Origin of the sequence: Natronobeatus ordinarius, assembly GCF_024362485.1 — an archaeon.
GTDB lineage: Archaea > Halobacteriota > Halobacteria > Halobacteriales > Natrialbaceae > Natronobeatus > Natronobeatus ordinarius.
This window is the reverse complement of sequence record NZ_CP101456.1, coordinates 2,582,798-2,605,098: the sequence shown is the minus strand read 5'-3', so window position 1 is coordinate 2,605,098 and position 22,301 is coordinate 2,582,798. Positions and strand designations below refer to the sequence as shown.

The 22,301-nt window shown below is 66.2% G+C and carries 24 protein-coding genes; 7 read left to right on the top strand and 17 right to left on the bottom strand.

The features are described from left to right. Window positions 1-81: 81 nt before the first annotated feature. From NMQ09_RS13295 to NMQ09_RS13280, 4 genes are all read right to left on the bottom strand, one after another. The gene (locus NMQ09_RS13295; protein WP_255191068.1) at window positions 82-813 is read right to left on the bottom strand and encodes a zinc metalloprotease; all 732 of its coding nucleotides are present in this window, start codon (window positions 811-813) and stop codon (window positions 82-84) included. Between the two features lie 68 nt (window positions 814-881). Beyond that, entirely contained in the window at window positions 882-1,142 is a 261-nt protein-coding gene (locus tag NMQ09_RS13290; RefSeq protein WP_255191067.1) for a hypothetical protein, read from the bottom strand. Between the two features lie 318 nt (window positions 1,143-1,460). Beyond that, window positions 1,461-1,844, bottom strand: coding sequence for a hypothetical protein (locus tag NMQ09_RS13285; protein WP_255191066.1), 384 nt, complete (start codon window positions 1,842-1,844; stop codon window positions 1,461-1,463). Window positions 1,845-1,876: 32 nt separating this feature from the next. Next, complete coding sequence (locus NMQ09_RS13280) at window positions 1,877-2,428, bottom strand: GNAT family N-acetyltransferase (protein WP_255191065.1); 552 nt, start codon at window positions 2,426-2,428, stop codon at window positions 1,877-1,879. A 149-nt stretch (window positions 2,429-2,577) separates the two neighbouring features. Between NMQ09_RS13280 and NMQ09_RS13275 the strand changes: the two genes are divergently transcribed. From NMQ09_RS13275 to NMQ09_RS13265, 3 genes are all read left to right on the top strand, one after another. After that, window positions 2,578-3,135, top strand: a complete 558-nt coding sequence (locus NMQ09_RS13275) for a hypothetical protein (protein ID WP_255191064.1) — start codon at window positions 2,578-2,580, stop codon at window positions 3,133-3,135. Window positions 3,136-3,193: 58 nt separating this feature from the next. Further along, a complete protein-coding gene (locus NMQ09_RS13270) occupies window positions 3,194-3,646 on the top strand; it encodes a pyridoxamine 5'-phosphate oxidase family protein (RefSeq protein WP_255191063.1) in 453 nt (150 codons plus the stop codon). Between the two features lie 116 nt (window positions 3,647-3,762). Next, window positions 3,763-4,032, top strand: coding sequence for a hypothetical protein (locus NMQ09_RS13265; RefSeq protein WP_255191062.1), 270 nt, complete (start codon window positions 3,763-3,765; stop codon window positions 4,030-4,032). Between the two features lie 122 nt (window positions 4,033-4,154). Here NMQ09_RS13265 and NMQ09_RS13260 read toward each other — a convergent pair whose 3' ends face one another. From NMQ09_RS13260 to NMQ09_RS13250, 3 genes are all read right to left on the bottom strand, one after another. After that, a complete protein-coding gene (locus NMQ09_RS13260; RefSeq protein WP_255191061.1) occupies window positions 4,155-4,574 on the bottom strand; it encodes a hypothetical protein in 420 nt (139 codons plus the stop codon). 148 nt (window positions 4,575-4,722) lie between these two features. Beyond that, on the bottom strand, window positions 4,723-5,430 hold the full coding sequence (locus NMQ09_RS13255; protein WP_255191060.1) for a DICT sensory domain-containing protein: 708 nt from the start codon (window positions 5,428-5,430) through the stop codon (window positions 4,723-4,725). Between the two features lie 63 nt (window positions 5,431-5,493). Further along, window positions 5,494-5,862: a DUF7344 domain-containing protein gene (locus tag NMQ09_RS13250; RefSeq protein ID WP_255191059.1), complete on the bottom strand. Its 369-nt coding sequence runs from the start codon at window positions 5,860-5,862 to the stop codon at window positions 5,494-5,496. A gap of 217 nt (window positions 5,863-6,079) precedes the next feature. On the opposite strand from NMQ09_RS13250, the gene NMQ09_RS13245 reads away from it, so the two are divergent. The 3 genes from NMQ09_RS13245 to NMQ09_RS13235 all read left to right on the top strand — a co-directional run bounded on the left by NMQ09_RS13245 (window position 6,080) and on the right by NMQ09_RS13235 (window position 8,593). Continuing rightward, complete coding sequence (locus NMQ09_RS13245; protein WP_255191058.1) at window positions 6,080-6,496, top strand: cobalamin B12-binding domain-containing protein; 417 nt, start codon at window positions 6,080-6,082, stop codon at window positions 6,494-6,496. Then, the gene (gene meaB, locus NMQ09_RS13240; protein ID WP_255191057.1) at window positions 6,493-7,578 is read left to right on the top strand and encodes a methylmalonyl Co-A mutase-associated GTPase MeaB; all 1,086 of its coding nucleotides are present in this window, start codon (window positions 6,493-6,495) and stop codon (window positions 7,576-7,578) included. The genes NMQ09_RS13245 and meaB overlap by 4 nt, the downstream gene beginning before the upstream one ends. Before the next feature lie 82 nt (window positions 7,579-7,660). Further along, window positions 7,661-8,593, top strand: coding sequence for an alpha/beta fold hydrolase (locus NMQ09_RS13235; protein ID WP_255191056.1), 933 nt, complete (start codon window positions 7,661-7,663; stop codon window positions 8,591-8,593). 116 nt (window positions 8,594-8,709) lie between these two features. Here the strand turns inward: NMQ09_RS13235 and NMQ09_RS13230 are convergent, their stop codons facing one another. The 5 genes from NMQ09_RS13230 to cobN are packed head-to-tail and all read right to left on the bottom strand — an operon-like array spanning window position 8,710 to window position 16,175. Beyond that, complete coding sequence (locus tag NMQ09_RS13230; RefSeq protein WP_255191055.1) at window positions 8,710-9,399, bottom strand: cob(I)yrinic acid a,c-diamide adenosyltransferase; 690 nt, start codon at window positions 9,397-9,399, stop codon at window positions 8,710-8,712. 36 nt (window positions 9,400-9,435) lie between these two features. Beyond that, complete coding sequence (locus NMQ09_RS13225) at window positions 9,436-10,755, bottom strand: cobyrinic acid a,c-diamide synthase (RefSeq protein WP_255191054.1); 1,320 nt, start codon at window positions 10,753-10,755, stop codon at window positions 9,436-9,438. Further along, window positions 10,752-11,546 carry a cobalt-precorrin-7 (C(5))-methyltransferase gene (locus tag NMQ09_RS13220; protein ID WP_255191053.1) on the bottom strand — a complete coding sequence of 265 codons (795 nt, stop codon included), beginning with the start codon at window positions 11,544-11,546 and terminating at the stop codon, window positions 10,752-10,754. Before NMQ09_RS13220 ends, NMQ09_RS13225 begins: the two co-directional genes overlap by 4 nt. Further along, the gene (locus NMQ09_RS13215) at window positions 11,543-12,301 is read right to left on the bottom strand and encodes a precorrin-8X methylmutase (protein WP_255191052.1); all 759 of its coding nucleotides are present in this window, start codon (window positions 12,299-12,301) and stop codon (window positions 11,543-11,545) included. The genes NMQ09_RS13220 and NMQ09_RS13215 overlap by 4 nt, the downstream gene beginning before the upstream one ends. After that, window positions 12,294-16,175 carry a cobaltochelatase subunit CobN gene (cobN, locus tag NMQ09_RS13210; RefSeq protein ID WP_255191051.1) on the bottom strand — a complete coding sequence of 1,294 codons (3,882 nt, stop codon included), beginning with the start codon at window positions 16,173-16,175 and terminating at the stop codon, window positions 12,294-12,296. Before cobN ends, NMQ09_RS13215 begins: the two co-directional genes overlap by 8 nt. 48 nt (window positions 16,176-16,223) lie before the next feature. Here cobN and NMQ09_RS13205 point away from each other — a divergent pair, with 48 nt between their 5' ends. Continuing rightward, window positions 16,224-18,362 (top strand): ATP-binding protein, encoded by a 2,139-nt coding sequence (locus NMQ09_RS13205; protein WP_255191050.1) that lies wholly within the window; start codon window positions 16,224-16,226, stop codon window positions 18,360-18,362. Window positions 18,363-18,402: 40 nt separating this feature from the next. Here the strand turns inward: NMQ09_RS13205 and NMQ09_RS13200 are convergent, their stop codons facing one another. From NMQ09_RS13200 to NMQ09_RS13180, 5 genes are read right to left on the bottom strand one after another with little or no spacing between them, the layout of a single operon-like run. Continuing rightward, a complete protein-coding gene (locus tag NMQ09_RS13200) occupies window positions 18,403-19,689 on the bottom strand; it encodes an outer membrane protein assembly factor BamB family protein (RefSeq protein WP_255191049.1) in 1,287 nt (428 codons plus the stop codon). Continuing rightward, entirely contained in the window at window positions 19,689-20,066 is a 378-nt protein-coding gene (locus NMQ09_RS13195; protein WP_255191048.1) for a DUF3209 family protein, read from the bottom strand. The genes NMQ09_RS13200 and NMQ09_RS13195 overlap by 1 nt, the downstream gene beginning before the upstream one ends. Window positions 20,067-20,098: 32 nt before the next feature. Then, entirely contained in the window at window positions 20,099-21,331 is a 1,233-nt protein-coding gene (locus tag NMQ09_RS13190) for a CbiX/SirB N-terminal domain-containing protein (protein ID WP_255191047.1), read from the bottom strand. Further along, window positions 21,328-22,011: a cobalamin biosynthesis protein gene (locus NMQ09_RS13185; protein ID WP_255191046.1), complete on the bottom strand. Its 684-nt coding sequence runs from the start codon at window positions 22,009-22,011 to the stop codon at window positions 21,328-21,330. The genes NMQ09_RS13190 and NMQ09_RS13185 overlap by 4 nt, the downstream gene beginning before the upstream one ends. Beyond that, complete coding sequence (locus tag NMQ09_RS13180) at window positions 22,008-22,280, bottom strand: ferredoxin (RefSeq protein ID WP_255191045.1); 273 nt, start codon at window positions 22,278-22,280, stop codon at window positions 22,008-22,010. Before NMQ09_RS13180 ends, NMQ09_RS13185 begins: the two co-directional genes overlap by 4 nt. Window positions 22,281-22,301 lie beyond the last annotated feature (21 nt).

Sequence of the window (22,301 nt, the reverse complement as noted above, 5' to 3'; positions counted from 1 at the left end):
GACGTACGCAACCTCGAGCCGTGATACGGAGAACGTACGCGGATTCGATCGTTGTGCAGCGAAATCCTACGCGACCTCAAGTCACGGTGTAATTCCACCTCTGTACGCCTCGAGTTCGCGGTGCGCACAGTCGGAGAACGTGAAGGTGAGCTTCCGGCCGCGGCCTGCCGTCTCGGGCAGGACCGCGCCACAGCACGACCAATGGTCGTAGCCGGAGTCCCAGGCGTACGCGCTGAGCATCGGCGTCGCGACGACCGCGTCGCCGTGCTCGTAGGCGCTCCCGTGTCCATGACGCAACCCCAGGGCGTGGCCGACCTCGTGGACGAGCACCTGCATGACCCGGTCGGCCCTCGAGTACGGGACCGGGTCGGGACGGCCGTCCGGGAACGACACCGTCTCGAGAAATCGCGCGCCGCCGACCGACGCGACGTGAGGGATTCCGAAGCCCGTCGGCGCGTCGCGCACGTCGCCGTCGGTAACGAGGAGATTGACGTCCGAGGCGGGGTCGACGCCTCCCAGCCCAGTCGCTCCCGCAGCGACCCGCGCGGGCCACTCGCCACGGATCGTCACCGACGCGCCGTGTTCGATCTCGACGGGGACGACACCGCCGTAGGAGACGTCGACTGACCAGCGCTCGACGTCGAGGGCAAACGCGAGATACGCTTCGATTCGTTCGACGACGTCGTACTCGGCGGCGCGCTCGGAGAGCCAGAATCGAACCTCGAGCTCGTCGACGGGGGCTCGAGTCGCGTACGCGAGCGCGCTCAGCGAGCCGACTGCGCCGACTGCGCCGAGGAACGTCCGTCGGTTCACGCGTCCTCCTTCCGAGGCGTCGCTCCAGTACGTTCGTCTTCACATGCGCAGCCGTTATCGGCGTCGGCCTACGGGACCGTTCGCCGCACGTCGACGGCGCGGGGTCCCGCCCGGTCGAGCCGGATCCGGATCCAGTCTGGGAGGTCGTTGAAACCCGTCGGCTCGAGCAACACCAGCTCGTCGTCGACCCCCACGAGGCGGCGATCGGTCGTCGTCTCACGAATGCACGGCCGCCACGCCCCGGTGTGGAGCCGTCGCTCGACCTGCCAGCCGGTGTAGTACCGGCCGTTCGATCCCCGGTACACGCGTTCGTCGTCCAGTCCGTTCACTGGTCGGCCACCTCGCGTGCTCGACCGTCGTCCGCCGTGGGAGTGTTCGGCCCCACCATCGTACCTGATCGACGGTACCGAGTCCGAATCTATCACCGATCGGGTGTACATGCGAGACTATTAATACACGATTTCGTGACTGTCCGGAAGCGGTGGGAGTCGCACCGATTGCACTCGAACACGAGGGTCTGTGGTCAGCGGACGGCCGCCATCGATCTGCACTCGATGCGGTCGCTCTCACGGATTGACGCGTCGAAAACGGCGGTCGGTCGGAAACGAGCCGTGCGCTCTCCTCGCTGGGAGCGACTCGAGTGGCGATCAGTCGTCCTCGAGCGCGTCGGCGATTCGCTGGAGGGCGCGGTTGGCGTCGCGGACCTCGTCGCGGAGCTGTCGGACCTCGCGGACGAGTTCCTCGTTGCCGACTTCCTGTCCTGCTGCGCCGCCGGGGCCGCCACCCATCATGCCGCCCATCATCTGCGCGAAGGGGTTCCCGCCACCCATGCCGCCCATGCCGGGACCACCGCCACCGCCGAACGGATCGTCGGGTCGGTCGTCGCCCTCCTCGGCGCGCTTCTCGCGGATCTCCTCGACGCGCTCGCGGAAGGACTTCTCCTCGTCGTCGTTCGACCCCTCGTCCGCACCGGTGTCGTTTTCGTCGGTCATGACTCCGACTTCAGCCGCCCGCCGGAAAAGGATTGCCATACGTCTGAGTGGCAGTGTCGACTGACGCGGCGCTAGCCCCCGGATTCCGTCGGTTCCGGTGGCCCACGCTCGAGTCGCTGCTCGAGGAATTGCCGTTCGGCTTCGGTAAGATCCCGGCCGCGGAATTCCTCGAGCCCAGCGCGGTAGCGCTCGCTCGCCGTCGGCGACGGCTCCCGGTCGCCACCGTCGGCGTCGTACTCGAGGACGAGTTCGGCGATGCCCGTCGTCTCTCCGGTGTAGGCGAACCCGGACCGGTGGAGGGCCTCGTAGGCGTAGGGGTTGTTGACGGCGATTCGGAGACGCTCGTAGCCGCGCTCGAGTGCGCGGTCGCGGACGTACCGCAGCAGCGCCGGGCCGAGTCCTTCGCCGCGGCGGTCGCGGTCGACGGTGACGTACCGGAGCCAGAGGGTCGTCTCGTCGGTTCGATCCTCGTTGAACGCGACCGCAGCGACGACGTCGCCGTCCTCGCGGGTAACGGCTTTCCCGGTGGTCGTCATCACGAATTTGCCGGCGTAGCTAAAGCGCTCGTGATCGAGCCGGAGCTTCGGTCCGTCCGGCGGCCAGCCCAGTATCTCGTGCTCCACGGGCGTCGTTCGGCCGGGGGCGCCGTAAACGTTCACGGTCGTCGGCCTGTCCCCGTCCGATCCGTTCGCGATCCCGCGAAGCGGTCACGTCGTCGACCCGGGGTGTGCCGGTCCAACGCTTTTGCATCGCTTCGTCCTAGGGCGAGCACATGAGCGCCGAGTCCGATACAGAGCAGACGACGGGGTTCGGAATCGAGAGTCGCTACGGCTGGCCGATCGGCGGCGCACTGGGCGGGGTGATCGGCGCCGCCGCGTTCGGCCTCCTGCTCTGGCTGTTCGACCCAGAGTTCGTCGAGGTCGCCATCCCCGGCATCTACGGCATCGAGGCCACGGGGATCACCGGCTGGCTCATCCACCTCGTCCACGGGGCGGTCCTCGGCATGCTCTTCGGATTTCTGGTCACCCGCAGACCCATCCTCGGCATCCTCAGAACGGACGTCGAGACCGACGCCATCGCCGGCCGCGGGAACTGGGTTCGCCTCGTCGCCGCCGGCTTCGTCTACGGGCTGGCGATCTGGGCGATCCTCCCGGTGACGATCCTCCCGCTCTGGGTCGAGGTCTTCGGCGCGGCGGCCGCCGGCGGCTTCCCGACGCTCGTCGTCGAGAGCATGCTCGGCCACTTCGTCTTCGGGATCGTCCTCGGACTCGTCTTCGCCGTGACAGTCGACCTCCGGGACCGCGGCGCATCCGAACCGCTCGAGGAGTGACGGCTTCGTCGACGCGTACACGAAGAGTGTTATCACGGCTCGGAGCGACAGTGAACCCGTGCAACTCCGCGGCCCACTCTCCCGGTCGACGGTCGAATCGTTCCTCGAGTCGACGGCGGTCCCGCTGCGACTGGCTTGCCACCGGCCCGACGGCTCGCTCTGGATGCTCTCGCTGTGGTTTCGCTACCGCGACGGGACGCTCCAGTGTGCCACTGGCGCCGACGCCGACGTCGTCACGTTCCTCGAGCACGATCCCGCCGTCGCGTTCGAGGTGTCGACGAACGATCCGCCCTACCGGGGCGTCCGCGGCAACGGAACGACCACTGTCGAGCCAGATCCCGAGAAGGTCGTCCTGCGGGAGTTGCTCGAGCGCTACCTCGAATCGACCGAGACGCCGTTCGCCCGTCGACTCCTCGCCGACGACCGCGAGGAGGTGACGATCACGATCGACCTCGAGACGGTCTACGGCTGGGACTTCTCCGGGCGGATGGCCGACGCGCTCGAGGAGTGAGCGAACCCGTGGCTGCTCGAAGGGGGGCGGAGGATGACTACGGGGCGCGAGTGCACTACTGTAGCAGCAAGAGAAATAGCACTATATTTTTGACAGTACTCAGAATAGTTAGAGGCATGACAACCGGAGACGGATCGGGTACTTCAGAGGTGCGATTCAGAAAGCGTCTTGTGAGGGTGATCGTTTCGATCGTCGTACTGACCGGTGTGACTGTCGTTCTCGGGTACGGCGGCTGGATTGTCTTGACGCTCACCGCCAAGATTAGCGGATACGATCCGGAGACAGCCGACGGCGAGTTGCTTCGTGAGCGGTTGTTGGTGTGGCCCGACCGCAACAGAGAAGTAATGCGCTCTAACGGAAGAACGAGTCTTCCGTTGAGACCGTAGCGGATAAGCGGCATTCCTCCTCTGAATCGGTCACGTCGGTTCTAACAGTCATCAGGAAGTTCATCCAGAGTCTGCTGGATACACAGCGCGGACTGACCGGCCATAATCACCCCCGACATCTATTATTTTGTAGACGAAGTATGTTTTTCTTCGCTTGAATAAACATCAGTGACAAAACCGCTTCCACCTGACCACCTTATAATTGCAAATACGCGTGGTTGGTCTCTAGAGATCTCTCCGATAGTATTGATTTCAACAGTTCTATCGTCATTAGTTACACGAATTGTGTATCTGCCGGGATCGGTAACCGGTTCCCATATGGCAACATTTGTTTTCTCACCATATCTTTCCGAGAGGGAAACGGTTTCGGTGAATACATCTGACCCCGTCTCGCTGATTGAGAGTTCCAGATCAACAGGCTCATCTGATGTGTTTTGAAGAGTGATATTATCCACAAACGCTTCTGGCTCGTCCTGCCAACTGAGGCAGCCAGAGAGGCCAGAACTACAACCCAGAAGAACCATCATTTGTCGGCGGCGCATTATTGCTCTTCAGCACCCAAACGGCAAATAGCTGTTTATGTCAAATGGCGTGTGCCTGCCCTACATGCAGCATGTAACCCCTGGCAGATACCGGATAGACTGACGGTCTTACTGCTGACGCTCCCATCCGCGCTGAACGCGAGCAGGATCAACCGTACGTCCGCCGAACGTACGCCGAGAGGTCGTCCACCAGTTCGGGGTCGTACGTCCAGAAGCCGTCGTACTCCCCCTGCGACCGCTCCTCGGCCAGCAGGGCACACTTCTGGTCGTCGTCGCCGTCGCCGTCGAACGCGAGGAACCAGTAGTCTCCGATCTCGCCGTCGTCCTCGAGGTGGACGGCGACGTCTGAGCGCTCCGGGACGGTGCTGTCGTCACGGACGTAGACGTGGACTTCGAGGGCGGTGTCGTCGACGAGTGCGTCGTAGATCGGGCGTTGCTTCTCGAACGCCGCTGGCCGCTGAAACCCAACCAGGAGCGTCCCTCGACCGACGCGCCACGCGCGGTTCTCGATCTCACGCGAGGCCGACAGGAGCTGGCTGCGGTCGAGCGAGACGAACACAGAGTTCTCGAGGATCTCGAACAGCGTTCGATAGCCCTCGGAGAGAATCGCCGGGTCCCAGGGTCGTGGAACCGGCGGCTCGAGGAGCTCGCGGAGCGTCTCGATCGCGATGGCGCCGACGAATCCCTCGTGGTCGTGGACGACGACGAACCCGTCGACGTCGCCCGGAAGCGATCGGGTTTCGACCGCCACGTTCCGGCCGTCGAAGTACGCCTCGACGTCGGGGTCGTCGCTCGAGTAGACCGTGAGCCGCTTGCGCCTCGTCTCGACCGTGGCGCGGAACTGTTCGAACGTCATCGGAAGGTGGCGAACTGGCGAGTTCGCGGGCTCGACGGTCGTCGGTCGTCCGGTTCGAGAGATTCAGGAGCCATGCGTGCTGGTTTCCCACTCGAGTCCGCGTCGAACGAACGACGGGACCGGGTCCGTCCAGTTCGCACGCGTGACGAACTCCCCGTCCCGGTCGATCAGGCCCACGTCCTCGAGGAGCGGGAGGTGCTGGTGAACGAGGGCCGCGTGGAGTTCGTCTCGGTCTTCGCGGGTCGCGATTCCTGCCTCGAGGTGCGTCCAGCCGGCGATCACGTCGGCGAGTTCCGTAGTCGAGACGGACTCGTGCTCGAGGAGGAAGTAGAGCGCGTACCGTCGGTGACGATTCCGGAGGGCGACGAAGAGGTCGTCGTCGATTGCGTCGACCGCCGTGCTCGACCCGCCGTGGTTTCGTCCGTCGGCCATCGGTGACTATTCTACCCTCGTAACTGTAATGATTGTCCCTGATCGAGTGGCGTTAGGAGCTGGATCATCTCCTGGGCCGACGCACGCCGCCCGGGACGTCGGCGTTTCGTCGTCGAGTTGGTGGCCCGTCGATCACTCCTCGAGTGCCGACTCGGCCGTTTCGGCAGGTTCAGAAACTTCCGTTAAAGTCAAACGACCGGCCACGAAAGGGTGTGACATGAGCAGCGAACAGGAGCAACGGTCCATCCGGTGTCTCGTCGCCAAGGTCGGCCTCGACGGCCACGACCGCGGAGCCCACGTCATCGCACGCGCGTTTCGAGACGCCGGCTTCGAGGTCATCTACTCCGGGCTGCACAAGGCCCCGGAGGACATCGTCCAGGCGACGGTCCAGGAGGACGTCGACGTCCTCGGCATCTCGATCCTCTCTGGCGCGCACAACACCCTCGTCCCCAAGGTGATGGAGGGACTCGAGGAGTACGGCGCAGCCGAAGACACACTGGTGCTCGTCGGCGGCGTCATCCCCGACGAGGACAAGGAGGGACTCAAAGAAGAGGGCGTCGCCGCCGTCTTCGGCCCCGGAACGTCGATCGAGGAGACCATCGAGTTCGTCCGGGAGAACGTCCCCGAGCGATGAACGCCGACGACGAAGCACTCCTCGAGGACCTCCTCGAGGGGAACCACCGGGCGCTGGCGCGAGTGATCTCAAAGATCGAGAACCGTTCGCCGGGTTATCGCGACCTCGTCTCCGAACTCTACGCACACACCGGCGAGGCAGACGTCATCGGGATCACCGGTAGTCCGGGGGCGGGGAAATCGACACTCGTCGACAAGCTCGCCGAAACCTACCGCGAGCGCGGCGAGACGGTCGGTGTCATCGCTATCGACCCCTCGTCGCCGTTCACCGGTGGGGCGGTTCTCGGCGACCGCATTCGGATGGCCTCGACGATCGGCGACATGGACGTCTTCGTGCGGTCGATGAGCGCCCGCGGCACCCTCGGGGGGCTATCGACGGCGACCGCCGACGCCGTGAAAGCGATGGACGCCTTCGGGAAGGACAAGATCATCATCGAGACCGTCGGCGCTGGCCAGAACGAGATCGACATCGTTCGCACGGCCGACACCGTCGCCGTCCTCGTCCCGCCCGGTTCGGGCGACTCGATCCAGACGCTCAAGGCGGGCATCCTCGAGATCGCCGACGTCTTCGTCGTCAACAAGGCTGACCGACCCGGTACGGATCGGACGGTTCAGGAGCTGCTAGAGATGATCGAACTCGGCGAGGGGACCGGCATCGTCGACGTCGGCCACCACGGCGCCGACGCGATGGCCGACCACTCGTGGGGCGATGAGGACGCGGCCGAAGACGCGGACGACGGGACGTGGACGCCGCCGGTCGTCGAGACGGTCGCGACGAAAGGCGACGGAATCGAGACGCTCATCGGCGAACTCGCCACCCACCGGTCGTTCCTCGAGGAGACGGGACGGCTCGCCGAACGGACGCGGCTGCGCTACGCCGAGGAGATTCGTACCCTGTTGCGCGAGGACGTCCACGCCCTCCTCGAGGACGAACTCGAGCACGCCGGCGGCGTCGCCGAACTCGCAGAGGCCGTCCGGCAGGGCGAGACCGACCCGTACACCATCGCGAATCGGGCGCTCGAGCCCGTCGAGGAGTGTCTCGGCGACCTCGAGTCCGGCCCGCTCGAGCGGACCTCACGGTAGCCGCCACCGGCGCGTGAACGCCTCGGCGGGGTCGATCTGTCGCCATCCGCAGGACTAAAGCCATCGCCGTCGAATCGGGGGTATGAAGCTCCGAACGGCCTTCGGTCTCGCAGTCGGTGCAGTCGGTGCAGCCGTCGTCGGCGACCGCGTCCTGCGGCGACGCGCTGGCGACCTGGAAAACCCACTCCCGGGCGTCGAGCGAACCTATCGATGGCGTGGAATGAACGTCGCGTACACGGCGGCTGGCGACCCGGATGACCCCGACGTGCTCCTGTGCCACGGCGTCAACGCGGCGGCGAGCAGCTACGAGTTCGAGCCGATCTTCGCCGCCCTCGCCGAGAACTATCACGTGATCGCAGTCGATCTGCCCGGGTTCGGCCGGTCGGATCGCCCACCGCTGGTCTACTCCGCCGACCTCTACGAGGAGTTCGTCAGCGAATTCGCCGCGGACGTGACCGACGAACCGATCGTCGTCGCCTCCTCGCTCTCGGCGTCGTTCGCGACCGCCGCAGCCCACGACACCGACGTCGCCGCACTCGTCCTGATCTGTCCGACTGCCGAGACGGCCGACGACCGACCCTGGTTGCGAACGCTCGTCCGGACACCCGTCGTCGGCCAGACGCTGTTCAACCTGCTCTCGAGCGGTCCGTCGATCCGACGCTTCCTCGCCCGTGACGGCTACTACGACGGCTCGAACGTCGACGACGCGGAGGTCGACTACGCCTGGCGCAGCGCCCACCAGTCCGGCGCTCGTTTCGCCCCCGCCTCGTTCGCCTCCGGGCTGCTCGATCCGGACTTCGACCTCGCGACAGAGCTCGCCGCCCTCGAGATCCCGGTGACGCTCGTCTGGGGCCGTGACGCCGAACTCGTACCGCTTCGAAAAGGACGGGAACTCGCCGAAGCTGCCGACCTCGAGCTGCTCGTCGTCGACTACGCGACGCTGCTTCCCCACGCCGAACACCCGACGGAGGTCCTCGAGGCGCTCGAGACAGCACTGGCTCGAGCCGAAGAGTAGCGACGTTCCGACGCACCGAGCGCGTCAGCTCGACACGTTTGTTACCCGGCCGTCCGGTCGATTCAGCAGTCCGTCGTGACGAACGACCAGCTGGCGTCCGGCCGAACGATACCCGATCAGTACTCGGTTCCCTTTCGTGCCCGTTGCCCGGCGTCGATCGGGTGTTTCTCCTTGCGGACGTTCGTCACCAGATCGGCGTCTTCGAGGACGTACGCTGGTCGCTCGTGTCCGCCGGTGAGCACCAGTTCGAGGCCCTCCGGTTTCTCACGAACGAGCTCGAGGACGTCCTCGGGGTCGATCAGCTCGCGGTTGGCTGCATAGAGGATCTCATCGAGGATCAGCATGTGGGCGCCCTCCTCGGGGTCGGCTTCGAGGTCCAGTGGCGCCGTGAGATCGACCTCTCTCGCGCCGTCGACGATCTCGCGGGCGCGCTCGAGGCCGCCTTTCGCTTTCGCTTCGTGTTCGTCGTCGTCGGAGCCATCTACAAATCTGTGCCAGCCGTAGTTGCCAGTGTTCTCGTAGCTCAGTCCCGGTATTTTTGCGATTGCATTGTACTCTCCACGGACGTCCTCGACGCTCGAGGCCCCGCCTTTCATGAACTGCAGGAGGTGGACGCGGTAGCCGTGGCCGGCCGCACGGATGGCCATCCCGAGTGCGGCGGTCGTTTTCCCCTTGCCGTCGCCCCACCAGACCTGGGTCTGCCCGAACTCGTCGGGGGCGTCGGGTTCGATCTCCCTGGCAACGGGGGTCCGTCCTTTACCGGGCGTTCGTTCGATCGGGTCTTTCGGGTCGGTGTCGTCGGTCATAGTCATCGTTGGTAGGTGGTCGTCTTCGTCTCGTCGTTACAGTCCCTCGAGGAACCGATCGAACGCCCCGCTCTCGGCGTGGACGTGGACGTACGTTCCGAGCGAGTCGTACTCGGTCAGCCCGTCGTGGTCGCCGTCGATCCCCTTCCCGCGGACGGTCTCGAAGCCGAAACGGGCGTCGCCGTCGACGTCGGCACTCGAGTAGTGAAACTCGTGACCCCGAAGTCGCTCGCCCACGTCGGCGGTCAGCGTTCCGTCCACGGCCTCGAGTTCGACGTGATCGAGTGCCTGATAGCGGTCGTGCATGGTCACGTCGGCGGGCAAAATCGAAGCCATCGTGTGGGTGCCCCCCTCTGCGGTCGTGAGCGTCTGGGACATCGCCATCAGGCCACCACACTCCCCGAGGACCGGAAGCCCCTCGCTCGCTCGCTGGCCGAGTTCCTCGAGTGTGCCGGCCGACTCCAACTTCGCGGCGTGCAGTTCCGGATAGCCACCCGGAAGGTAGATACCGTCACAGTCGGGGACGGGGTCGCCCGCGAGCGGCGAGAACGTGACCAGCTCCGCCCGTTCGCGGAATCGCTCGAGGGTCGCCGAATACCGGAAACAGAAGGCTGCGTCGTCGGCGACAGCGACTCGAGCGTCGACGGCGGGACCGGGTTCGGGGCTCGCGGCTGGCGCTGGCGGCTCGCTCGCCACGCCGGCCAGGCGCTCTGCCTCGAGCGTCTCGGCGGCCTCCGCCAGTGCCTCCTCGGGAAGCGCGGCCTCCTCGCCCATGTGCAAGCCGAGGTGACGGTCGGGGATCTCGAGGTCCGGTTTCGGTGGAATTCGGCCGAAGTACTCGAGGTCGTCGGGCAGGGCGTCGCGGATCCCCTCCTCGTGTCGGCCACCGTGGGCGCGCTGGGCGACGATGCCGGCGACCTCGACGTTACGGCCGATCTCCTCGGCGTAGGCCTGAAAGCCGAGTGCAGTCGCTGCCACGCTCTCCATGCCGGCTTTCGCGTCGACGACGAGGACGACCGGGAGACCGAGGGCCTCGGCGACCATCGCCGTACTCGAGCCGTCGCCGTCGTACAGTCCCATCACGCCCTCGACGACACAGACGTCGCCCTCGCCGCGGGCGTAGTTGCGCCGGACGCCCTCCTCACCACAGAGCCACAGGTCGAGGGTACGAGAGGGCCGGCCGGCGATCGCCTCGTGGTGGCTCGGATCGATGAAGTCCGGCCCGGCCTTTGCGGGCTGGACGGAGTGGCCCGCGTCCTCGAGTGCCCGCACGATCGCCAGCGTCGTGACGGTCTTGCCGACGCCGGAGCTGACGCCACCGAGGACGAACCCCGGCGGGCCACCTGCTCCGGTCATTCGATCGCGACCTCCCGGCGAACCGCGAGCACGACCAGGTCAGAAAAGGGCGTGTCGTCCTTTCCGTCGCCACCTGCGTGCTCGGAGAGCTCCCCGAGCGTAGAGCGGTGGATCTGTTCGTCGTCGTGGGTCAGTTTCTCGAGTACCAGCGCCTCGAGGTCCGGGTCCGCGCCGGCCTCGAGCAGGAACTCGGCGATGTCCCCGGGCATGATGTCGTAGGGCCGGGGGAGCACGAGCAGGTGGCGCTGGCCGACGGCTTCGGCGAGACGATCCATATCACTGGAGACGTCGCCACGCTTGTGGAGGGTGACGAACTCCGAATCCTCCTTGGGTGTGCGGGCGCGACTCGCCGCGAGTTGAATCGAGGAGATGCCGGGGATCATCCGTACCGGAACGTCGGGATCCTCGCGTTCGACGGCGTCCTGGACCTTCCCGACGAACTGATAGCCCGAGTGGTTGGGGTCGCCCATCGCGACGGCAGTGCCCGACTCGCCGGCAGCGACCCGTTCGGCGAACTCCTCGAGGGCCTCGGCCTCGTCTTTATAACCACAGGTCATCAGGTCGGCGTCGGTACACTCGGAAACGAACTCGACGACGGTCGTAAAGCCGACGACGACGTCCGCCTCGCGGATGGCGCGCTCGCCACGTGGGGTCAGGTACTCGAGGTTGCCCGGTCCGACGCCCACGGCGTAGACGGGATCGTCCGTCGCTTCGTCGATATCCGGCTCCGCCGCCGCAGCAGCGAACGTCGCCGGGTCGGGGCCTGACTCGAGGTCGTACTCACCGCTCATCGCGCTTCCTCCACATCCTCGCTCGCCCGCACCTCAGCCGTCAACTCGAGGTCGAGTTCGTCCGTCCGGACGTCTTTCGCGACGTGGATCAGTTCGTTCGTCAGCGCGGCTGCGAGGCCGCTACCACCGCGCCGGCCGACGTTCGTAATCGCCGGAACACCGTACTCCTCACTGACCTCACGAATCCGCTGGCGGCTCTCCTCGGCCTTGACGAAGCCAACGGGGGTCGCGACGATCACGGCCGGACGGGTGCCGTTCTCGATGCAGTCCGCGAGTGCGAAGGCGGCCGTCGGGGCGTTGCCCACCGTCGCGATCGAGCCGTCGTAGACGCCTTCCTTGTCGAGCTCGAACACCCCCGAGGCGGTCCGGGTCATCCCCGTCTCTTTCGCGAGCTCGGCCCCGTGGCCGATCGCCTTGTGCTTCTCACAGTCGTGGCCGCGGCCGGTGATGCCTGCCTGGGCCATTGTGATGTCCGTGACGATGTTCGCTCCCTCGAGGATGGCTCTTGCACCCGCGCGGACGGGAGCGTCCTCGTCGTCTCCGAGGTCGTCCCCGCCGGTAAAGCGGATCAGGTGCTGGAACTCGATGTCGCCCATCGAGTGGACCGATTTCTGCCGGATCCGGTCTGCGAGCGTCTCGTCGGGGACGAACTGCCGGACGATGTCCATGCTCGTCTCGGCGATGTCCATCGCCTCCTGTGTCGTTGCGCCCAGATCCGCGTACTCATTCTCGTATTCACCGTCGGTTTCAGTCATCGTTAGTCACTCCTGCAACTTCGTTTGTCGTTCGTGCTTCCAGGTCACCCTCCACGGAGAGGTTGATGTCCCGGAGTCTGTCCTCGATCTCTTCGTTCGCGTCCCAGAGATCCCGGTCGATGGCCTCGAGTAACGTCGCCGTGATGGACTCGAGGGCCCACGGATTGACGTCTTTCATCCATTCCTGGCGATCCTCGTCGAAGGCGTAGGCCTCGGCGACGTCCTCCCAGAGACGGTCGCTGATGACGCCCGTCGTGGCGTCCCAGCCCAGCGTGACGTCGACCGTCGTCGAGAGGTCGCCCGCGGCCTTGTAGCCGTGTTCTTCCATCGACTCGAGCCAGTCGGGGTTGAGCACGCGAGCGCGCATCGACTTGCGGACTTTCTCCTCGTTGGTGTAGACGTCCACGTTGTCGGGATCGCTCGAGTCGCCGACGTACGACGCCGGCTCTTCGCCCGAAACTTCCGACACAGCCGAAATGAAGCCGCCGTGGAAGGCGTACCAGTCCGAGGAGTCGAACTCGTCCTGTTCCATCGTGTCCTCGAGCTTGACCGTGGCGTCGACGCTCGAAAGTCGCCGCTCGAACGAATCGTGGGCATCAGAGACCCGGCCGCGCGAGCCCATCGCGTAGCCGCCCCACTGGACGTAGACGCTCGCGAGATCCGACCGATCGTCCCAGTTACCTTCGTCGATGGCCTTGTTCGTCCCGGCTCCGTAGCCGCCGGGTTTCGTCGTGAAGACCCGGTCCATGACGGCGTCGCGGGCCTCGTCGCCCTCGAGGTCTTCCTCCTCTTCGAGTTCGGCCGCCTCTTCCTCGACGTGTTTCTTGACGTAGTTCATCTCGTGGGGCTCGTCGAGGTCGACCACCGCGTCGACGGCGTCGTGGATAACCCCAGCCGCGGCGGGGAAGGCGTCCCGGAACAGTCCCGAAACCCGGGTCGTCACGTCGATCCGCGGTCGGTCGAGTTCCTCGAGTGGGATCGGCTCGACGTCGTCGATCCGGCCCGCGTCGGTCCAGACCGGCTCGACGCCCATCATTGCGAGTACCTGAGCAATGGTCTCTCCACGGGTGCGGATCGTGGGGGTTCCCCAGGCGACGACGCCGATCTCTTCTGGATATTCGTCGTTCTCGTTGTAGTGGCGCTCGAGGACGCCCTCTGCCACCTCTTTTCCAACTTGCCAGGCGGCTTTCGCCGGCACCTTGCGGGGGTCGAGCGTGTAGAAGTTCCGCGCGGTCGGCAGCAGGTCGACGCCGCCGCGGGTCGGTGCGCCCGACCCTCCTGGCGGGACGTACTCGCCCTCGAGGGCGTCCGCAGTCTGTGGGATTTCCTCGGCGGCTCCCTGGACGCGGGGCTGAGCTTCCTCACAGATGAACGCCAGCGCCTTCCGCAGGTCGTCGTGTGCGCCCGGTTTGGCCTTCGCGTCGCCGATGGTCTCGAGGTCGACGATGAGCAGGTTGATGTTCACTTCATCGTCGGGGCCCCCCTCCAACTCGGAGACGGGAACGTCGAAGTCGTGTTCGGCGAGCGTCTCGATCAGTTCGACGCTTTGCTCGTAGACGATATCGGCGGCCTCGGCGTAGGTCATGCCGAGATCCTCGTCGTAGGTTCCCGGCGAGGAGAGCATGGTCTCGTAGTCGACGCCGAGTGCGCCCGCCACACTCTCACGGAGACTCGGCGCGCCGGGATTCTCGAGGCGCGTGAGCGCGACGAGGTACTCGACCAGTCGCTCACCCTCCGGCGGCTCGCTCATCGTGTGTAAGCCCATCCGGATTTGGGTTGTCTTGACGTCGGTGAGGTACTCGTGGATGCGCTCGACGAGTTCGTCGATGTCGACCTCGTCACCTTCGACGTCTCCCTCTGCCAGACTCGAGCCGGCCTCGTCGGGTCCGCGGACGTCTGCCTTCTCGTCTATGGTACCAGCGATGCCGAGTTCCACCGCGAGGTCCAGTTCTTCGACTTTCTCCCGGAGGAGGGCCTCGAGGTGCTCACCATCGTCGCTTCGGGCGTCTTCCATCCCGGCCTGGCGGTACTCACTCGCCAGTTCCTCGAGTTCGGCCAGGTCGTCGTAGGTCCCTGCCGCCCGCATGACGGGTGTGAGGTAGTCGACGATGGCGGCGTAGGATCGCCGTTTGGCCTGGGTCCCCTCGCCGGGGTTGTTGACGATGTAGGGGTAGACGTTCGGCAGGTCGGAGACCAGGGCGTCGGGGGCGCTCTCGCCGTTGAGCCCGACGGTCTTTCCGGGAAGCCACTCGAGGCTGCCGTGGGTGCCCAGGTGGACGACGGCGTCGGCCTCGTAGTGCTCGCGCAGCCAGGCGTAGAAGGCGTAGTAGTCGTGTGGGGGCTGCAGATCTGAGTCGTGGTAGACCTTCGAGGGGTCCATCCCGAAGCCACGCGGGGGCTGAACGGTCACGAGAACGTTGCCACACTCCATGCCGGGGATGGCGAACGGTCGTTCCGGTGGCTCGCCCCACTCCTCGATAATGTGTTCCTGGAAACGCTCGTCGGCGTCGGCGAACCACTCGGCGTACTGGTCGGGGGAGACGACGTCGACGCTCAGCTCGCGGACGTCCTCGGGGGCGACCCAGCGGTCCTCGAGGGTGAGCTGGGAGGTCAGCTCCTCGATCAACGCCTGGCCGTCGTCGGGGCGGTCCTCGAGATCGTAGCCGCGGGCCTCGAGTTCTTCCAGTAAGTTGATCGTGCTCTCGGGGCTGTCCAGTCCGAACGCGGTCCCGATGCCGTCGTCACTCGGCGGGTAGTTGTGGAGGACGACGGCGACCTTCTTGTCCTCGTTCGGGGTGTGTCGAAGCTGTGCCCAGTTGACCGCCAGGGAGGCGACGTGCTCGACCCGATCTTCGATCGGGAAGTGCTGTTTGGGCACGCTGCCGACGCCGGCCTCGTCGTCCATGCGCTCTTTCCCGCTGATCGGATGGGTGATGACGTTGCCGTCGAACTCCGGCAGCGCCACCGAGAGGGCGAGTTCGAAGCCCATCACGCCCGTGTCACTCGCCTCGTAGCGCGACCGCGAGCGCATCGTCGTGATCGCCTGCAGGACGGGAACGCCCAGTTCCTCTAAGAAGATGTCCTCCGTTCCTCCCTCGTCGCTCGCCGACCGACCGCGCTCGCTCATCCCCAGCGAGAACATAAAGGAGCTGACGACAGCATCGACGATCGGTCCGTCCTCGTCGCTGAACCAGTTCTTGGCGACCCACTCGGCGTTCTCTTGACCCTTCTCGTCGGTCGCGGGATTACAGAAGGCGGGCAGGACGTTCACGCCCTTTTCCTCGAGTGCGCGGACGAGCGCGTCCACGTAGCGGGTGTTGGCGTGGGTCCAGTGGGACTCGTAGAACCAGACGCCCACCGTCGGTTTGTCGGAATCGTGGGTCTCGAGTAACTCCTCGTACTCGACGGCGGGGTAGTCAGGGTGGTAGACGCCCTCCGTCGGCAGTTCGACGGGGTCGTCGACCTCGCCGTCGTACTCGCCGTACTCGCCGGCGAGATAGCGACAGCAGTGCTCGAGGTTGACCACGCCACCCCGCTCTAAGTACTCGTAGACCTGCTCGCGGTCGTCCTCGGAAACCGTCGTGTCCTCGAGTGCGTACGCGTCACCCGTCGCTTTCACGACCAGCGGGACGCCAGCCTCCTCGAGGCGGTCGGTCGCCAGGTCGTAGCCCGGCATGCTGTCTTCAGCCCCGTGGAGCCAGAAGACCGCGGCGTCGACCGACTCGAGTGCGTCGAGGTAGGCCTCGAGTTCGGCTTCGTCTTCGAGGTCGCTCTCGGAGCGAACCACCAGGTCGATTCCCTCGAGTCGGGTCGCAGCCTCCTGTAGCGCGCCCAACTCGTTTTCCGTCGCAGTGTATAGCCCGATCGTCGGCATCGATAGTAAAGCATTATTTCGGTACTACAAATAAGGTTTCACATCGACATGGAGCGTCACCGAACGCCGTTTCCGGCGATCGTCGGACAGGAGGAACTGAAGCGGGCGCTGTTGGCCGTCGCGGCCAACGACGCGCTCGACGGGCTGCTCGTCCAGGGGGAGAAAGGGACCGCCAAATCGACGGCCGTCCGTGGACTCGTGGACCTACTGCCCGAACAGGAAGCCGTCGCGGACTGCCCCTACGGCTGTCCGCCCGACGATCCGGCCGGCCAGTGTGAGTCCTGCCGATCGCGTGATCCCGCGGATCTCGAGGTCGAGACCCGTCCCGTCCCGCTGGTGACGCTTCCGCTCGGGGCGACCCGCGAACGCGTCGTCGGGACCCTCTCGGTGGCTGACGCGCTGGAGGGCGAGGCCGAGTTCGACCCCGGCCTGCTCGCCCGCGCCAACCGGGGCATCCTCTACGTCGACGAGGTCAATCTGCTCGAAGATCACCTCGTGGACGTCATCCTCGATGCGGCCGCGAGCGGGGTCAACCGCGTCGAACGCGACGGCGTGAGTGTCTCCCACCCCGCCGAGTTCACCCTCGTCGGAACGATGAACCCCGAAGAGGGAGACCTGCGCCCACAGCTTCGGGACCGCTTCGCCCTCCAGGCAACCGTCGTCGGCTGTCGCGACCTCGAGGATCGGATCGAGGTCATCGACCGCGCCCTCGAGCGAAACGAGGACCCGGAGACGTTCGTCGGGGAGTACGACGAGGAGACCGCCGCCCTCGCCGAGGAATTGCTCGAGGCCCGGACACTCCTCGAGGACGTTTCTCTCCCCGCCGATTTCAAACGCGACATCGCCGAGCTCTGTCTCGAGGCGGGCGTCGACGGCCACCGCGCCGACATCGCCATCGCCCGCACCGCCCGGACGCTTGCCGCCCTCGACGGCCGAGGGAAGGTGATCCAGCCCGACGTCGAGGAGGCCGCCCGGCTGGCACTTCCCCACCGGATGCAGAGCCGCCCGTTCGAGGACGCCCCCGATCCGGAGGACGTCCTCGAGGATCACTTCGACGACGAGGACGATCAGGAGGACGAGGGGGGAAACGACGACGGTGAGGCTGAGGCCGATGAGCCGGCGGACGCAGATGGTGACGACGAAGCGGAAACCGACGAGCGCACGGAGGACGACACTCGAGGAGACGACGAGGACGACGGGGATGATCCCGGCGACGGTGACGACGACTCGAGTGGCTCCGGCGGTGGCGGGGGCGGGGGCAGTGGATCGAGCGGGTCCTCGAGCGAATCCCCTGCCGACGACGACGGAGAAGGGGACGACGGGCCGGATAACGACGAGGACTCTCCCGGCGAAGGCGACGACGAAGAGGAGGCGACGCCCTTGGTCCCGGGTCAGCGACGAGCCGAGATCGGCAATTCGGGAAGCCCACCCATCGAGGACCTCGAGGCTGAAACAGCTGCCTCGAGTGACGGCTCTCGCGCTCGGGTCGAGGCATCTGACCGGGGCCGTGGCGCACGGGTTCGGACCGAACGCGCAACCGCAGACGAGGCCGCCGACGCGGCCGCCTCGATCCGAGCCGCCGCGGCAGACGGCCGAACGCGCGTCGAGGAAGGTGACCTGCGCAAGTCAGTCAGGCGGTCTCGAGCGGGCACGCTGATCGTCTTCGTCGTCGACGCCAGCGCCTCCATGCGTCCGGCGATGGCCGACGCCAAGGGGACGGTCATGAGCTTGCTCCAGGACGCCTACGAGCAACGCGACGGGGTGGCGTTCGTGGCCGTCGCGGGCGAGCAAGCCGAGGTCGTCCTGCCGCCGACCGACAGCGTCACCCTCGCCGCTCGTCACCTGAAAGAACTCCCCACCGGAGACCGGACGCCGCTTCCATCAGGTCTCGAGGAAGCCACCCGGATCGTCACGCGAGCCGACGCCGACGCGAGCCTCGTGGTCGTCGTGACCGACGGCCGGGCGAACGTCGCCGAGGGGAGCCCGACGGTAAAAACGCGGGAGGCGGCCCGTCGGCTCGCTCGAGCCGACTGCGAGACCGTCGTCGTCGACGCGAGTGACGATGGCGATCGGACGGGACTGATCGGCGTCCTCGAGGGCGAGATCGGCGGTCGACGAATCCCGCTTTCGGAGCTGTCGGCCGAACGGGTAGCCGAGACGGCTGCAGCCGTCGAACACGGCGAATAACTAAAAATCGAGTTCTTCTAGACGGTCTCGCGTCCGCCGATCAGTGCTCGAGTCGCCACGTGTGGAGCCGATACTCCCCTCGAGTGACCCCCTCGTCGTGGTACTCGACGGGTTCTTCGATCACGGCGAGTCGATCCCCGGCGAGGTCGCCGGCACTCGAGATCCCCTCGATCGGGTGGGTCTCGAGTGGCCCCGACTGGGCCTCGAGTAGATGCACGGCGTGGGTCTCGGCGTCGCGCTCGCGGAAGTTCTGTGCGGAGGGGATCGCCACGAACTCACCGGAGGCGAAGACATAGCGGGCGAAGCCACGGACGTCGTGTGACCAGGAGACCTCGCCGGACTCGGGGTCGACCCCAACTGCGGTGTGTTCGTTCGGATGGCGGCCGTCGGGATCGCGGGTCTCCTCGGCGAAGGTGTTTCCAGTGACGAAGACGGCCGTGCCGTCGGCGGCGACGGCGTGGTTCGGGTAGGCGTAGACCGTCTCGCCCTCGAGGTCGCGTTCACTCGCGAGGTCGACGCGCCAGATCTCTCCACAGTTCTCGTCGAGGTGGTAGCCGTATTTGTCGCCGTGGCTGGCGACAGCGATGCCCGCCTCGGTGAAGGCCACGTCGCCGACGCGACGCTCGCCCGGCGTGCCGGGGTCCCAGTTCGCCACTTCCTCGCCGGTCTCGAGGTCGAGGACGACGAGGCCGTGGTCGTGATCGTGGTTGTCGGGACAGCGGTTGTACGCCACGGCCACCCGTTCGTCGTCGACGTCGAAAGCGATCGGCGAGGCCCGGACGTCGAAGGTCCACTCGAGGTCGCCCTCGCGGTCGAAGCCGTAGACGACGCTCGACCACTCCTGGACGTCGCCGTCGCGTTCGTAGCGGCGGGCGGCGGCGACGATCGTTTCGCCGGCAACCTGCACGTCGACGACGAACGGTTGGGCGAAGAACGTCTCGTCCGCGGGCGAACCGACGTCCTCGGCCGTGACGTACTCCCACAGGAGGTCGCCGGTCTCGGTCGAGAGGACGCAAATTCGTCCCTCGGGACCGCGTTCGCCGGTTACGAGGATGCCGTCGTCGACGTCCATCGAGACGACGTAGCGCTCGTCGTCGCCCTCGACTGACCACCGCTCTTCTGCCTTGCCCTCGGCGAGGTCGGTGGCGATTACACGCCCGCCGGCGAGACCAGCGAAGACGGTCTCCCCGTCGACGGCGACCGCCGAGCGACGCCAGTTGTGTCTGCTCGCGGCCGGGCCGAGGTCGCCCAGAGAGAGGCACGTCTCTGCCTCGAGGACGCCATCGTCGTCACTGTCGTCGGCACGCGGCGGTTCGTTCACGCTCATCACTCCTCGATCGGGAACGCCTCGTGGAGGGTGTGGTGGGTTTCACCCAGATCCTCGAGGAGGCCGTCGGTTCGTTCGCGGAGCCGTCGGATTCGCTGTTCGGCATCCCGGACGGCGACGACCCGGCCGCGGAGGTAGGCGCCGTGTGGGTCAGTTGAGTCGGCATCCGAGGCTTTCTCCTCGAGATCGACCAGCGCCGCGTCGAGGTGACGCTGGATCTCGTCTAACGTTTCGGCGTTCGCCAGCGCTGCGATCGGGCCGTTTTCCTCCAAGGCGTCGCCGATCTCGGCTTCGGCGTGTTGTTTGACGTGTTCGTCGACGGTGCCGTTGACGTTCATTAGTGCGAGTCTCAGTGCTTCGAGTTCTGCGCAAGCCATTGTTCTGTTAGTGTGTTATGTCGTCTGCTCGGTCACAGCGTCTGCTGGACCAGATCGGAAACGATGCGGTCCCGTTCGAGGTGGGACGAAACGATGCGTTCAGTGTCCTCGGGGGTGACGCCGCCGTACCAGATCCCGTCGGGATAGACGGCGACCATCGGCCCCTCGCCACACTGGCCGAGACAGGAGCTCCGGGTGATATGGACGTCACACTCCTCGGCGTCGCGGGCCTCCTGGCGCAGGCGCTCGAGGACGGTCGCCGCGCCACTGGCCGCACAGGTCTGGTTGGTGCAGACGGCGACGTGGTTCTCGGGGGCGTCGTGGACGTGTGGGTCGTCTCCGACGTTCTCGCGGTCGGCGTGTTCGGCCTGGTGGACGAGCGAGCGAAGCATTGCGCGAGCGCCACCCTGGTCGTCCTCGTAGCCGTCGAGTTCGACCTTGTACTTGCAGGTGTCACAGGACATCTCGACGCCGTCGGCGCGAGCCTCCCGGAAACGATCGGCGAGCACCTTCACGATGCGCTCGTCCGTGCCAAGCGGATCGCCCGCCCCCGCGGCGACGTAGGGGTACTCCGCGTCGAAGTCTGCCGCCCCGTCCCGGATCCGCTGGGTCAACACGCCGTCGCCCAGCATGTACGGCAGGACGACCACCGCGTCGGGGCGCCCCTTCGCGACGGTGTGAAGGGCGTCCTCGAGTCGGGGCTCCGTGACCCCGATGAAGGCCGTCTCCACGCGGGAGAACTCCCGGCCCTCGTAGAGCAGCCGGGAGAGTTTGTGCGCGTCGGCGTTGGCGTCCGGATCGCTCGAGCCCCGGGCACAGACGACGACCGCGACGTCGTCGTCCTCGCGGTCGACGCCGAGATCCTCCTCGACGGCGCGAGCCCGTTCGTCGAGCAACTCGACGAGTGCGGGGTGGACGCCCAGGTGGGCCCCGCAGTGAAGCGCCAGCTCATCGTATTTCGCTCGAGCGGTCTGGACCGCCAGTGGCACGTCGTTTTTGACGTGGCTCGCCCCGAACAGCGACAGGGGGACGACCGAGAGGTGCTCGCAGGTCGGCGCGAGCCCCTCGATCGCCTTGGGGATCGACGGCTCCGCGAGTTCGAGGTAGGCGACGTCGACCGGAACCTCGACCCGATCCTCGAGCATCGCCGCTAACTCGCGGACCTGCTCGTTTGACTTCTCCCGCCGCGAGCCGTGGCCGACGACGAGGACGGCGTCGTCCTCGAGTGTGTCCCCGACCACCTGTCCGCTGTTCTCGGTGCTCATACGTTTTCAGCCTGCTCGAGACTTCGCTGGAGCTTCCGTCGGCGACTCGGTGCGTACAGTCCCGTTTCGTCGCTCTCGTCGTACACCCAGGTTCCAAAATCGGGGGCGGCCGAATCCTCGAGCCCGAACCAGTAGCCCCCGGAGGAGGTCTCGCTTATCTCGCCCGTTGGGGCTTCCACGGGACAGCTCTCGAGAAGGTCGTCGATGACCTCGAGCAACGCTCGGTCGTCGGCGACGAACGAGATTCCGACGGTGCCACTCGAGGACTTGAAACAAACCGTGCCACAGCCCTCGAGCAGTCCCCGGAGCAGTTCACGCTTGTGAGCCGAGAAAGCGCTAAAGCGGTAGTTCCCGCGGCCGTCGACCGGGAGGCCGAGGGGACCACTCGCGCCGTAGAGGTCCGAGCCGTCGATCGAGACCGTGTACTCCTCTTCGGTCCGGGTGATCGAGGTGTCGTGGGCGTACTCGCGGGTGGTCGTCTCGTGTGCGAGGTCGGCAAAGTCGCCGCCTGCGATGGCCGCGAGGACAGCCGCGCTCTCCTCGTCGTTCGTGACGACCTCGAGGCCCTTCGCGGTGACTGCGCCGCTGCCGGCGACGTGGCCCCAGAGGTACGCTGTCGCGGGGTGGCCGGCAAGCAGGTCGGCAGGGGGATCGAGGGCGACCCCTCCCTCACGACTCATTCGTCCACCTCCCGAACCTCGATCGCGTCGACGGGACAGGCCTGGGCGGCCTTTTTCGTGTCCTCGATCCGGTCGTCGTCGAAAGTGGCGACGACCCGACCGTCTTCGACCGTGACGGTCTCCTCGCCCGTCGCGTCGTAGATCGGGTCGGCGTCGGGGTCGACCGTCGCCAGGCCGTCTTCGTCCTCGACGAATCGCGGATCGCGGGTCAGGCAGGCGAAGATGCCGTCACAGGCGTCCTTCTCGAGGGTGACTTCGTATTTTGGCATGTGGTGTGTTGGGTTCGTGGT

Coding starts and splice junctions, on each gene's coding strand:
- NMQ09_RS13205 (WP_255191050.1), top strand. CDS start 16,224: ATGGAGCGTCACCGAACGCCGTTTCCGGCGATCGTCGGACAGGAGGAA.
- NMQ09_RS13235 (WP_255191056.1), top strand. CDS start 7,661: ATGAAGCTCCGAACGGCCTTCGGTCTCGCAGTCGGTGCAGTCGGTGCA.
- NMQ09_RS13225 (WP_255191054.1), bottom strand. CDS start 10,755: ATGACCGGAGCAGGTGGCCCGCCGGGGTTCGTCCTCGGTGGCGTCAGC.
- NMQ09_RS13245 (WP_255191058.1), top strand. CDS start 6,080: ATGAGCAGCGAACAGGAGCAACGGTCCATCCGGTGTCTCGTCGCCAAG.
- NMQ09_RS13190 (WP_255191047.1), bottom strand. CDS start 21,331: ATGAGCACCGAGAACAGCGGACAGGTGGTCGGGGACACACTCGAGGAC.
- NMQ09_RS13230 (WP_255191055.1), bottom strand. CDS start 9,399: ATGACCGACGACACCGACCCGAAAGACCCGATCGAACGAACGCCCGGT.
- NMQ09_RS13220 (WP_255191053.1), bottom strand. CDS start 11,546: ATGAGCGGTGAGTACGACCTCGAGTCAGGCCCCGACCCGGCGACGTTC.
- cobN (WP_255191051.1), bottom strand. CDS start 16,175: ATGCCGACGATCGGGCTATACACTGCGACGGAAAACGAGTTGGGCGCG.
- NMQ09_RS13265 (WP_255191062.1), top strand. CDS start 3,763: ATGACAACCGGAGACGGATCGGGTACTTCAGAGGTGCGATTCAGAAAG.
- NMQ09_RS13215 (WP_255191052.1), bottom strand. CDS start 12,301: ATGACTGAAACCGACGGTGAATACGAGAATGAGTACGCGGATCTGGGC.
- NMQ09_RS13180 (WP_255191045.1), bottom strand. CDS start 22,280: ATGCCAAAATACGAAGTCACCCTCGAGAAGGACGCCTGTGACGGCATC.
- NMQ09_RS13200 (WP_255191049.1), bottom strand. CDS start 19,689: ATGAGCGTGAACGAACCGCCGCGTGCCGACGACAGTGACGACGATGGC.
- NMQ09_RS13250 (WP_255191059.1), bottom strand. CDS start 5,862: ATGGCCGACGGACGAAACCACGGCGGGTCGAGCACGGCGGTCGACGCA.
- NMQ09_RS13285 (WP_255191066.1), bottom strand. CDS start 1,844: ATGGCAATCCTTTTCCGGCGGGCGGCTGAAGTCGGAGTCATGACCGAC.
- NMQ09_RS13185 (WP_255191046.1), bottom strand. CDS start 22,011: ATGAGTCGTGAGGGAGGGGTCGCCCTCGATCCCCCTGCCGACCTGCTT.
- NMQ09_RS13255 (WP_255191060.1), bottom strand. CDS start 5,430: ATGACGTTCGAACAGTTCCGCGCCACGGTCGAGACGAGGCGCAAGCGG.
- meaB (WP_255191057.1), top strand. CDS start 6,493: ATGAACGCCGACGACGAAGCACTCCTCGAGGACCTCCTCGAGGGGAAC.
- NMQ09_RS13260 (WP_255191061.1), bottom strand. CDS start 4,574: ATGCGCCGCCGACAAATGATGGTTCTTCTGGGTTGTAGTTCTGGCCTC.
- NMQ09_RS13195 (WP_255191048.1), bottom strand. CDS start 20,066: ATGGCTTGCGCAGAACTCGAAGCACTGAGACTCGCACTAATGAACGTC.
- NMQ09_RS13275 (WP_255191064.1), top strand. CDS start 2,578: ATGAGCGCCGAGTCCGATACAGAGCAGACGACGGGGTTCGGAATCGAG.